This window comes from Soonwooa sp., assembly GCF_030151385.1.
Classification (GTDB): domain Bacteria; phylum Bacteroidota; class Bacteroidia; order Flavobacteriales; family Weeksellaceae; genus Soonwooa.
In genome coordinates this window covers 41,545-53,623 of record NZ_JASLDS010000044.1, presented here as the reverse complement: position 1 = coordinate 53,623, position 12,079 = coordinate 41,545, and the positions used below count along the sequence as shown (strand labels likewise).

6 protein-coding genes and 1 tRNA gene are annotated in these 12,079 nt (G+C 34.5%); 5 read left to right on the top strand and 2 right to left on the bottom strand.

What is annotated here, in order from left to right; genetic code table 11:
• Positions 1-30 precede the first annotated feature (30 nt).
• The 5 genes from Q1V95_RS07560 to Q1V95_RS07540 all read left to right on the top strand — a co-directional run bounded on the left by Q1V95_RS07560 (position 31) and on the right by Q1V95_RS07540 (position 9,831).
• A tRNA-Glu gene (locus Q1V95_RS07560) sits at positions 31-102 on the top strand.
• Between the two features lie 269 nt (positions 103-371).
• On the top strand, positions 372-1,634 hold the full coding sequence (locus Q1V95_RS07555; protein WP_300672335.1) for a hypothetical protein: 1,263 nt from the start codon (positions 372-374) through the stop codon (positions 1,632-1,634).
• A gap of 28 nt (positions 1,635-1,662) precedes the next feature.
• Positions 1,663-2,994: a hypothetical protein gene (locus Q1V95_RS07550; RefSeq protein ID WP_300672333.1), complete on the top strand. Its 1,332-nt coding sequence runs from the start codon at positions 1,663-1,665 to the stop codon at positions 2,992-2,994.
• Between the two features lie 16 nt (positions 2,995-3,010).
• Positions 3,011-9,157, top strand: coding sequence for an MG2 domain-containing protein (locus Q1V95_RS07545; protein WP_300672331.1), 6,147 nt, complete (start codon positions 3,011-3,013; stop codon positions 9,155-9,157).
• A 266-nt stretch (positions 9,158-9,423) separates the two neighbouring features.
• On the top strand, positions 9,424-9,831 hold the full coding sequence (locus Q1V95_RS07540; protein WP_300672329.1) for a type II 3-dehydroquinate dehydratase: 408 nt from the start codon (positions 9,424-9,426) through the stop codon (positions 9,829-9,831).
• A gap of 85 nt (positions 9,832-9,916) precedes the next feature.
• On the opposite strand, the gene Q1V95_RS07535 is transcribed toward Q1V95_RS07540, so the two are convergent.
• Together Q1V95_RS07535 and Q1V95_RS07530 are read right to left on the bottom strand one after the other, a co-directional pair.
• Positions 9,917-10,414 (bottom strand): hypothetical protein, encoded by a 498-nt coding sequence (locus Q1V95_RS07535; protein WP_300672327.1) that lies wholly within the window; start codon positions 10,412-10,414, stop codon positions 9,917-9,919.
• Complete coding sequence (locus tag Q1V95_RS07530) at positions 10,386-11,753, bottom strand: DUF4153 domain-containing protein (RefSeq protein WP_300672325.1); 1,368 nt, start codon at positions 11,751-11,753, stop codon at positions 10,386-10,388. Before Q1V95_RS07530 ends, Q1V95_RS07535 begins: the two co-directional genes overlap by 29 nt.
• Between the last annotated feature and the right edge of the window lie 326 nt (positions 11,754-12,079).

The following is a 12,079-nucleotide window of genomic DNA, read 5'->3' as shown; positions in this document are numbered from 1 at the left end:
CGTTAACAAGTTAGCGTAAGACGATAAAATGGCCCGTTCGTCTATCGGTTAGGACCTCAGATTTTCATTCTGGTAAGAGGGGTTCGATTCCCCTACGGGCTACTTAAAACCTTCAGACTTTTCTGAAGGTTTTTTTGTGTTTAGACCTAATCAAATATTTTCGTTAAGCTATCGAAATTAAAAGATAGCAAACCTGATAACTTCTCTCCCACTTCATTATCTATCCAATCCGCTTTTGCTCTTTTTGATTTTTAATTAAAAATTTACATTATTTACAACATCATTTTTAGTATTTTTAGTACAATTAAATTTTTATCAGGTTAAGATTTAGTTCTGTCTTGTTTAAAATTTAATAAAAAGCCTAAAAAAAAATGATGAAAAACTACTATTTATTAGTTTTAATAATAGTTTGTTCTTGTGCCAGCAATCCTATTCGGCTTGCGACAACGACAGACAAAACAGATTTTGGAATAACAAAACCTACCCAAGCTTTATTCTTTGTCATTAATGAAAATCTAAAAGCCTCGGACCAAGAATTGGAGGACTACAAAGAAATTTCCAACAAGTATTATAATTATTTTGGTGGTGCTACAGACCGATTATTTGTTGGAAGGACTAATGCTAAAACTTTCAAATTTTCAAATGAAAAGACAACTTGGTATGTGGAAGTTAACAAATTAACCAAACCTACAGCGCTGGTATTATTTGATGGTGAACACCAACCCATTGTCGAGTACAACAAAAAAAACTTCGAAAAGTTCATTAACAAATACATTACAGCAACGCCATCACAACTTTCAAGTTCGCCGCAAAACACTACAAAAGCAAAAACAAACAATAACTTTTCTCGTGTAGTAGATTCCATCTGGGCAATTCCTTTCGTGCCTGATTACAAATATGCCGATAATATTATCAAAAACAGCAACACTGTTTACTTTCCGATGCCTCTTTTAATCAATGATAATCGATGTAATGGCAAAATAAAATATGATATTTATTCTGATTTGGAAATGAAGAATAAAATCTACGAAATGACAAATCATTACTTAGAAGGCAAACTTCTTGGATCTTCGTACACTCGCGAGAACACGATTAACACAACCAAATATTACTTTAACAAACTTGGCTTGTTAGATTCCATCACGAGTTACGAAAACAACAAAAGAGAATCGAGCATAGTATTTAAGTATTTAAAAGATAAATTTGTTGTTGTGGCTGATGGAAATCGTCGCGAAGATTTCTACCTAAACAATCTTGGAAGAGTTGACAAAAAAGTAAACTTCAACCGAAGCACGAATCCAAGTAGCGAGCAACGCTATACTTATGATATTATCGGAAGAGTTTTAGCTGAAAAAACCTATGACAACGAAAAGTTGGAGCGTTCGATTATTTTTCATTATCCAAATGACAAAACAGTGCGTTATACAGACTTTGAGGTTCTTGATGCCAACAATAGAGTTCAGACAAAATATGTTACTGAAGCAGGAAATGGTATTCAATATTCTGTATCAGACGCTGGGAAGAAAAAAGTAAGCCTTACAAAATCCTTGATTGACAAAAACTGCGAAGGCAAGATTATAACTTATGATGCGGATGACAAGGTACAATCAGTTGTTGTGCAAACAAGAAATTAATTTTAGTCACTTTTAAAACACAAATCAAATGATAAAAAAACAACTTCTCATACTTTCTGTTCTATTTTCTTTTCTGGTTTTTTCACAAGACAAAACTTTGTATTTTGATGGCAATTGGAAAGAAACGACAAAGTCAAAAGCTTACTACTATCGAAAACTGCCTTTACCAAAGTTGGCAAATCTAGAGTTGTTACGCGACTATTATTCAGACACAGATAAATTGCAAATGCAAGGTTACTACGCAGATGCTGTAGACCAGAATTATGTTGGTGATATCTATTGGTACAGCTCTGATGGCACAAGTTACTCTTCCGAATCTTACATCAATAAAAGCAAACAAAAAAAACTTAGCTATTATTTTGATAACGGCAATTTATGGAAAACCATTGAATATGGAGATAGCCTAAAACATGGCAAAACAATAGAATACAAAATTGATGGCAGCATTTTAGGAGAAGCTATCTATAAAAATGGAAGTTTAATATCGGGAACCATCGGAAATTCTTCACTTCCAAATACTTACTATTATCGTTACAACAAAAAGACTAAAAATAATGAACACATCGATATTCAAAAATCCGAAGAGGCTCCACAACTCACGACAAGGATTACTTATTGGAAAAACACTTTAAAAACCGCCGTAGAATACCAAGTATTTGATGGTAAAACGATTAGTGAGAAAAACTATGACGAAAACGGAAACCTACTTCAATCCCTTGATAGCCTTTCTTACTATTATCCAAGTCGTCAATTGAAAAATGGAAGAACTTACTACTACGCCAATACCAAAAGTTACATCGAAAATTCTCCGACTTTTATAGAATACAAAAGTTTCCCTTTTTCGGAGGTTGAAACCCGTAACATTAGCCACATCATCATTTATCGAGGAACACTGCATTTCTTAGAAAAACATCCTAGTCTAGATAAGTACCGAGAAACAGATTACAATATTTTTTCGGACAACAACACAAAATTCATGCGCCTTACTTGGAATAATTATAGTAATTCTGTTTGGAAAGAAATGAAAGAATATCTTGACAGCGAAACCAAACTTATCCCTGTTTCAGAAATTTTGAATCTTAATAAAGAACAAATCTACAAACGTTTTGCAAACAAAAAATGGAAAAGCAAACCGACAATAGACAAAAATGTAACAGAAGAACTGTATTTTGATTCGCCAGAATTTATGGCTAAAAATATTAGCGCAAAATTAGCGTCTGAAAATATCAAAAAAGAATCTGCTCTTATATATTTCAAAATTGCCAATGACAAATATATTATGATGCGCGAAAATGGAGGATTCTTTATTCCCAGAAACAATGGAGACCGTATTGAGATTCCAAATTTCGTTCAAGAATAATTCTAAAACACAAACTATGAAATTATCCAACAAAATATATTGCCTTTTGGTTTTAATTTTGACATCGAATTTTGCTTTCAGCCAAGTTCCGGTTCGCAAAAAAGTTAAAGCACCACTTCCTCCAATCGTATATGGCGAGCCTAGCCATTTCTTTCTTTCTACACCCAACCCCAAAGACTCTTTGCAAGTCCAAATCCACTCCATTGTGATGAACGCTCATCATCTTGACAAGGATGCGTTCAACCTTGGAGAAGATGATTATATTATAATGCTCAGAAAGTATATTGCAGAAAGCAATGGTCTCAAAAAAGGGATTCTTCAATTCTATCTTGCCAATATCTACCTTTCTTATATTGACAGGTATTCGTATCGTGTTAAGTCCACTAATATTACATCTTTGGAGAAGCTTCCAGAAGATTATAGGACTTGGGCGATCAACGATTTCTACCATGAAGCCGATCGACTTTACCAAGAAGCACTTAGCAATCAAACAGAGCTTCAGAAACAAAAAACAGAAAACTGGAAGCAAATTATCACCAATCGAGAATACATCAAGTACAAGCCAACTTTGTATGATATGATTGCAACTTATTATCTTTCATTTCTGGACAGACTTCCTTTTGATTATGACAATACTAAACAGTCAAAAATCGAAGACATTAACAAGCGTCTATACAACTTCCATCAAAATGACAAGGACAAAACAGCTTTTATTTATTTAAAAAGTACTCAAGTAAAAGGCAGTTCCGATTCTCAAATTTCGCAATTGCTAAACATTGTTAAAGACTATCCACAGGAAGAATTCTCGGCTTATTTACTATACCAAATTGCATCATTACAAAAAGAAGAAGATAATCCCAACAATTTCATAAACGCACACCAAAGTTGCGAAAGAGCCATTACGCAGTTTCCAAACTCGGACTGGAATAAACATTGTAAAAATTTAATCAATAGCTTAGAAAGCAAATCTGTCAATTTAGAATTCTTTTCCAAAAATCTTCCTGGAGAATATATTCCGATAAAGGTAACACACCAAAATACAGATAACTTTGAGATAAGTTACAGCAAACTTTCACCGCGTTTAGATTTTAGTAAAGAGATTAATTGGCAAAACTACAATGCTCGCGATTTACAAAACACAAATAAAAACCGTGAGCTGGTCGAAAAAGATTTTCGTAAAGACAATATCGAGCTCAAAAAATTTAACGATTACAAAAGCCATCAAACCTATGTTGCGCTGTCACCATTGGAAAACGGCTACTATAATATCAGTACATATCTGAATGGAAAACTGCAAACGCAAAATATTGCCATCACAGATTGGCAATACGTGAAGCGTAGTGAAGACAACAGCAAAGTCAGCTTCCAAGTCCTAAATAGTAAAACAGGACAAAGTTTCAATAATACCGCTTATATTATGTATCAAAACATTGATGATTATGACCATAAATACAATGAAAAGCGCGAAAACAAACTTATAAAAACTGGAAGTGGAACAACCGATTCTTCAGGTATATTAACTCTTGAAAAATCTAAAGATCGAGATTATAGAAATACAATCATCTATTTCCCAATTACTAAAGACTATTTATCGCTTGGCGACAGCTACAATCGCTTTAACAACGATAAAGAAGAGAAACAAGACACTGCAGAACCTATCAGAAAAAGCTTTATTGCATTTACCGACCGCGCTATCTATCGTCCAGGGCAAAAGGTTTTTTACAAAGCGATTTTAGCGCAAGAATGTTTTGAAAAAACAAAAGTACTTCCTAAGCAAAAAGTAAGCGTAACATTACAAGATTCGAACGGGAAAGAAGTTGCGAAGCAAGATGCCATCACCAATGAGTTCGGAAGTATCTCTGGCGAATTTATGTTGCCTTCTGGTGGATTAACAGGTCAATTTTATATAAACCTAACTGCCAAACTACCTAAACCCAGTCCCAAAAAAGATGATGATGAATATACCATCAATGGAGATGTTGATTTTCGTGTCGAAGAATATAAACGTCCTAAGTTTCAGGTTAAAATTAATCCCGTTAAAGAAACTTACAAACTTGGCGACAAGGTAAAAATCACTGGAAAAGGCGAAGCTTTTTCGGGTGCTAATATTGCCAATGCTAATGTTAAATACAAAATCCAGCGACAAGAAATTCGTATTTGGAGAAACTATTATTACGATTATTATTACCCAACCTATTCTTCACCTTTAACAGAAATAAAACAAGGCGAAACAACCACCGACGAGAACGGAAATTTCAGTTTCGATTTTGAAGCTTTAGCAGATGATAAATCGGTAATTAAGCCAAGAAGTTATCAATATTCGGTTTCCGTTTATGTTACAGATATTAATGGCGAATCACAAAACAAAGATTCCTATGTAACTGTTGGCGACCTAAAAGCAAAATTGAGTATTGACATCCCTGAGAGAATGTTGCAAAGTGAATGGAATAACCTAAATATTTCGGTCAGCAATCTTAACAATGAAAAAATTGATTCCCAAGGAAACATTAAAATTACTAAACTTAAAACCGAAGAAAAAATCCTGCTTCCAAAATATGCGAACCAAAACTATGATAACAGAAGATACAATCGATCTTCTAACAAAGATATTTTGCCTTATACATTGTACAGCAAAGATTTGTATGATGCCTATTTTCCGCATATCAGTTATTACGCATTAGAGACGGAAAAACCTTTACTAAAAGGAGAAAATGTCTTTTCTAAAACTTTTAAAACCTCTGATGGCGAAAAGATAAAACTTAACAAAAACATACAAGCCGGAAAATACCTTATCGAAGCTGAATCGATCGTCGATCGTGACACCATTAAAAATTACAAAATTGTAGAAGTGATTGATGACGAAACTTTGAAAAATGGAATTCCGACCTATTTTGCGGTTCGACTGGATAAAGATTCTTACCAAGTAGGGCAAAAAATGACGATTAGTTTTTTATCAGATTTCAAAGAAGGATTTGTTAATTACAGATTGTGGAAAAACAATGTTCCCGAAGCCTATCAACAAATCGCACTTAAAAACGGAAAAACAGATGTCAATTATACGCCAACAGACAATGACCTAAAAAAAGGAATTTATTTAGAATACGATTTTATCCACGATAACGATTTTGCATCTGGACGATTTAATATAGATGTTAAAGAAAATATTAACCGTGAATTAGAAATCAGCACCCAAGTTTTCCGAGACAAAATTCAACCTGGCGTTCCAGAAAAATGGATATTGACCATCAAAGGAAAGGATAAGGACAAGATTAATGCAGAAGTTCTTGCAGCGATGTATGATTCGTCTTTGGATAAGTTTGCAAAAAATGATTTCAAATTTACGCCGTATGTGCCGCAGGTTTATGATCGATATTTTTACTACAATTATGATAATTACTACAATCGCACTCAAGATTTTCTGAGCACTTTTCTTGCAACATCAAAATTTGAATCTTTCGATTATGGCACAAAATATAGAATGTCAAAATATAATAATTTTCAAACGCCAAATGTTCCCGCGTTTGATTATACCGACATCAGACAATTAAGCGACTATAATTCTAGAGCTTTGGGAAGTCCCGTACAAAATGATTATATGATATCAGAGGTTGTTGTAACAGGTTTAGCCACTAAAAAAACAGAATCAACCGCCGCAGTTACAATTGTTGACGGAAAAATACTTGAGAAAGAAATTCCCGCAGACGAAATCGCAGAACTCAGACAACTAAGTCCTGCAGAAGCTGTTGCACTCTATGGTCAACAAGCGGCGAACGGCGCAACGGTGATTATCACTAAAAAGGCTTTACAGCAAGAACTTCTAAATAATGTAAAAGCCAGAACCAACCTCAACGAAACGGCGTTCTTCATGCCAAATCTTTATACAGATTCGGAAGGTAACATCAAGTTAGAATTTAATTCTCCAGAAGCATTAACGCAATGGAAGCTTCTGCTTTTTGCGCATACCAAAGATTTAAAAACTGGTTCTGCAACCTATTATACCCAAACGCAAAAAGAGCTAATGCTCACGCCAAATCCGCCACGATTTTTAAGACAAGGCGACAAAATACAATTGTCTACCAAGCTGGATAATCTTTCGGACAAAGAGCTTTCGCCTGATGTAATGCTTCAACTTTTTGACCCAATTACCAACAAAGTTTTGGACTCGGCATTTGTAAATACCGATAATCTTAGAAAAGTGAAAATCGCAGCAAAAGCTTCGTCAGAAGTTAACTGGACCATCAAAGTTCCAAAAGCAATGGATAATGTTGGCTACAGAGTTTTAGCAAAAAGCAAAGATTTCTCGGATGGCGAAGAAAGTACAATTCCGATTTTAGCAGACCGAATTTTGTTAAGCGAAACGCTTCCGATTTTCATTAAAGAAGGTCAAAACAAAACGTTCACCATGAATTCTTTGTTAAACGGAACTTCGACTTCGGCAGCCAATTTTAACCTAACAGTTGAGATGACCACCAATCCACTTTGGTTTGCGGTGATGTCGATTCCGTATCTCAGAACCTATCCTCACGAATGTTCGGAACAGCTTTTCAGTAGACTTTACGGAAATATGTTGTCGACTTACATTATGAATTCGTCACCGAAAATAAAAAAGATTTTTGATGAATGGAATGCCAAAGAAACGCCGGCCAATCCACTTGAAGCCAATCAAGAATTAAAATCACTTCTTATCGAAGAAACGCCTTGGCTTAGCAGTATTAAAGACGAAAAGGAGCAAATGAAACAATTGGCTTTATTTTTTAATTTAAACAAAATGCAGCGCGACCTCAAGAAAGCACAACGCGACCTTGTGGATAGACAAAACCCTGATGGCAGTTTCTCATGGTTCCCAGGTGGCAATAAAGATAAAATCGTTTCTGGGCATATTTTGGCAGGTTTCGGAAAATTGGAAAAAATGCTAAAAGGTCAATCGGATGAGTTTTTCACCAACCAAATTAATAAAGTGATTTCCAACTCTATCGATTATTTGGATAAAGAATATTATGACAAACTCATCGAAGACCGAAAAGTTTCGTCAAAATTAGACCTCAACGATTATGCAGATTACTTTTATTACCGCAGTTATTGGACTAAGAAAAAAGAAATTCCATCAGAACTAAAAAAAGTTCTAACAACAGTTGCAAAAAGCTATACAGAAAATTTTGACGACTACAGCCTTTATCACCAAGCGATGATCACGACATTCTTGCAACGTTTCGGCTATAATGATTTGGCAAAAAAATGCGTTGCAACTCTAAAAAAATCGGCAACGACTACAGAAGAAAATGGAATGTATTGGGAAAATAATCTCAATGGTTGGTATTGGTACCAAGCGCCAATCGAGACGCAAGCGATGTTGATAGAAGCTTTCGCAGAAGCAACTCCAGAAGATACAAAAAGCGTTGAAGAAATGAAAATCTGGCTTCTTCGCAACAAACAAACGGAAAGTTGGGGAACTACAAAATCCACAACCGAAGCGGTCTATGCACTGCTCAATTATGGTAAATCTTGGATCGATTCAGAAAAAGGAATTTCCATGAAATTGGGAGAAACAGTCTTGGATCAAAATACGCCAGGCGTTAAAACCTCGGAAGCTGGATTCTTCAAAAAATCCTATTATTGGAAAGACATTACACCTGATAAAGGGAAATTGAAAGTCAGCAAAACAAGTCCAGGCGTTGCTTGGGGTGGCATGTACCGTTTGTATTATGAAAACATGGATGCCATCACCGCTCACAACTCCTCGAATGTTGCAATAGAAAAGAAACTTTTTGTTCAAACAAATGATGGTCCAGAAACCAAACTTCGCGAAGTTACTGAAGGTCAACAGATTCGTTTGGGCGACGTGGTTGTCGTAAGATTGGTGATAAAAACCGACCGCGATATGGAATATATCCATCTTAAAGATTTACGAGCAAGCGGTTTTGAACCTGTTAATGTTTTATCAACTTACAAATGGCAAAACGGCGCAGGTTATTACGAAAGCACAAAAGATGTGGCGACGCACTTCTTTTTTAATTTCCTTCCAAAAGGAATTTATACATTCGAATATCAATTAAAAGCCAACAACATTGGCGAATTTTCGGACGGCATCACCACTTTTGAAAATATGTACGCACCAGCAATGAGCGCTCATACAGAAGGAAAACGTGTTACGATTATAAAATAGTTTTAGAGCCTGATTAAAAATTTTACCGAAACATATTTTTAAACTATTCAGATCCTCTTTGCTAAATTTTAATGCTCTTTTAAGCCAATTTTTTGCTTCTCATTTTTGATTTAGCCCACTAAATCTTCAAATATGAAATAAAAAATTCATCTCAAAATAGCTATGAAAATTTTATCAATAAAATTTAAACAGGCTCTTAGAACTTGGTTAAAAACTTTTCTTAAATTTTTGAAATCACTAACTTTGAAAATCAATTTTTTTAAACAATGAAAATCCTCATCATCAACGGTCCCAACCTTAACCTTTTGGGAACACGCGAACCCGACATTTATGGTTCCGAAACTATGGAAGCGCGTCTTGATTTATTAAAAAAAGAATTCGCGAATGATGAGATTTTATATTATCAATCCAATATCGAGGGCGAAATTATCAACCGCTTACAAGAAGATGATTTTGATGCTTTGGTGATTAATCCAGGAGCTTTCACACATTATTCTTTTGCGATTGCAGATTGTTTAAAAAATATTTCGAAGCCGAAAATAGAAGTTCATATTAGCAATATCTACAAAAGAGAAGAATTCCGAAAGAAGTCGGTCACAGCAGAACAATGCGACGCCGTCCTCAGCGGTTTTGGAATGAAAGGTTACCAACTTGCTATCCAAAGTTTGAAATAAATAAAAAAGAATCTCAGTTGAGATTCTTTTTTGTTATGCTGGGAATTGGATTCTTAAACGAAATTTCTAGTTTATAAAACTTCACTTAATCCACTTGAATATAAAACTTACCCAAAGGATTTCCAGAAGCCATATTGTTTTTAGAAATCACCAACCAATACTCGCCTTTTTGCGGTGTTTTGTATTCTATGGTCTGACTAAAAGGTCCATCAAAAGTATTATCTGGAATCCTAATTTGATTAATACGGATATTCATGTCCGCTTGTTCAGGTTTGATAAAAGCTTTCAGCGTTGGCTTATCATAATTCAAAAGCCTTAGAATAATTTGCTGATCTTGGAGTTTCACTTCTTCCACCAACTTCACAGGCGTTTTGCTGGCATCCACGTCAATAATGAATTGGTTGGTTTCTGTTTTTCTGTTAAGCACGGTAGTTAGTGTATCAGCTGGTTTTTCGATGACTGTAATGGTGTCGCGCTTAACTTCAGTTGGCAATTTGTCGCCATCTTTTTTACAAGAAACGACAGCTAAAAGTACAACTGCAAGTAGTGTAAGATTAAGGTTTTTGTTGAGATAATGTTTCATAATAAATACTTTTTGACAGAAAACTAGAATAATCCGTTTTCATTTTATATTGAAAATAATCCTTACTTTCATAAATTGGATTTCGCTCCCTTAAGATATGATCGTTAAAGTTAAGACTTTCTAAATAACTCAAATCGCCTTTCTTGTGAGCCAAATTATAAGAAGTCACCAAGCTTCCCCAATTGACCACACTACAAGCTAAAATTGTTCCATAAAAAGCCCAAAGCATTGTATTGACCAAGAAAAGATTTGTTTTTCGATAATAAATTTTCAAAAAAGTAAAAACCAAACCCAGAAAAGCTAGCAACAGAAAAGCAAAAACACCTAATCTTTTGTATGTCAAACCAAACTCGGTAACATATTCGACATTCTTCAGTAAAGCCGAAACGACCAAAAGGATATTTAGCAAAATCCACACATATACAAAACGGCGCAACCAAACAGCTTGTTTATCAAAATTAAAATAAGATTTAAAATAAAACATAATCACCAAAACCGCCATAATGATACTTAGAATAACCGCATTAACGCGTTCGTGCGTTTCGCCAGAAAGTTCGGCAGCCGAGGATTCGCCAACATAGAATTGTTCGTAATTAAAACTTATCAAAAAGAAAACAAGCATAACATTTAACAATAGCAAAGAAACAACGCCGCTCAAACGCTCAAGATTTAAATCTAAAAAATCAAAAGTCGGCTTGCGAATAATATCCTCATTGGCAAAATCATTTCTGAAATGATGGTTCGCCGAATACACAAAACTCGGAATCGTAATATTCCAAATATTAAATGCAATAAAAAAACCTAAAAGACTGATAAAAAAAGCTTGAGCGAAATTAAAATTGAAATTGATGTTACCAAAAAAATTCGCAAAAGTATCACTTCCATAGGTATAGATCGCAAAAAATACCATCAGAAAAACACTCGGAATAATCACCACTGCCAAGACTTTTTGGACAGATTTCTCTGTATTGGTTTTAGGAACCCATTCTTTAAAACTAAAAAATCGCAACGGAAAACTTAAGCCTTGCCACATAACGACCAGAAAGGTTAAAACAGGTTTTAGCTCTTTTGATAATGAAAACAAACGCAATATGAAAATAGAAATCATAATTGCGAAAAAAGAAATTAAATCGCCGTAGTAAGCAAAGGCACCGCAAGAGATTAGGCTAAGAATTAACATCACTTTTACCCGCTCCGTTCTTAAGGATTTCGGTGTTAAAGCATAAATTACGATGGCATAAGCACTTCCTAATAACGCCAAATTGATTCCTGCAGTTTCGTCATAGAACAATAGGAAAAACATAATGCTAAAGCATAAAATTAAATGTAGTTTTTTCATTTTTATATTATTTAAAAGTTCAATAAAATATGATGATGTAGAGGAGAAACACGATTGGAAAATTGCAACAAAGCAAGATTTGTGTTTTGATGAAGTCTTCTTTCTTTTCAGGAAAAACAAATAACATCACAGCGAAAAACAACAGAAAACAAATCGTTACTAAGAGATTAATGGGCACTAAAATTACGATTAGAAAAAAAGTCAATTCGCCATGTAAAACATCTTTCAACACGCAACAAAGGACTCCTAGAATCCAACTAATTTTCACATAAAGAATCATTGATTTATTCATAAAACAAAGCACTTTGTATTTCAAAGTTTTTTAG

Excerpts from the sequence above, each read along its gene's own strand:
- Q1V95_RS07535 (WP_300672327.1), bottom strand. The coding sequence starts at position 10,414 with ATGAAACATTATCTCAACAAAAACCTTAATCTTACACTACTTGCAGTT.
- Q1V95_RS07530 (WP_300672325.1), bottom strand. The coding sequence starts at position 11,753 with ATGAAAAAACTACATTTAATTTTATGCTTTAGCATTATGTTTTTCCTA.
- Q1V95_RS07550 (WP_300672333.1), top strand. The coding sequence starts at position 1,663 with ATGATAAAAAAACAACTTCTCATACTTTCTGTTCTATTTTCTTTTCTG.
- Q1V95_RS07555 (WP_300672335.1), top strand. The coding sequence starts at position 372 with ATGATGAAAAACTACTATTTATTAGTTTTAATAATAGTTTGTTCTTGT.
- Q1V95_RS07540 (WP_300672329.1), top strand. The coding sequence starts at position 9,424 with ATGAAAATCCTCATCATCAACGGTCCCAACCTTAACCTTTTGGGAACA.
- Q1V95_RS07545 (WP_300672331.1), top strand. The coding sequence starts at position 3,011 with ATGAAATTATCCAACAAAATATATTGCCTTTTGGTTTTAATTTTGACA.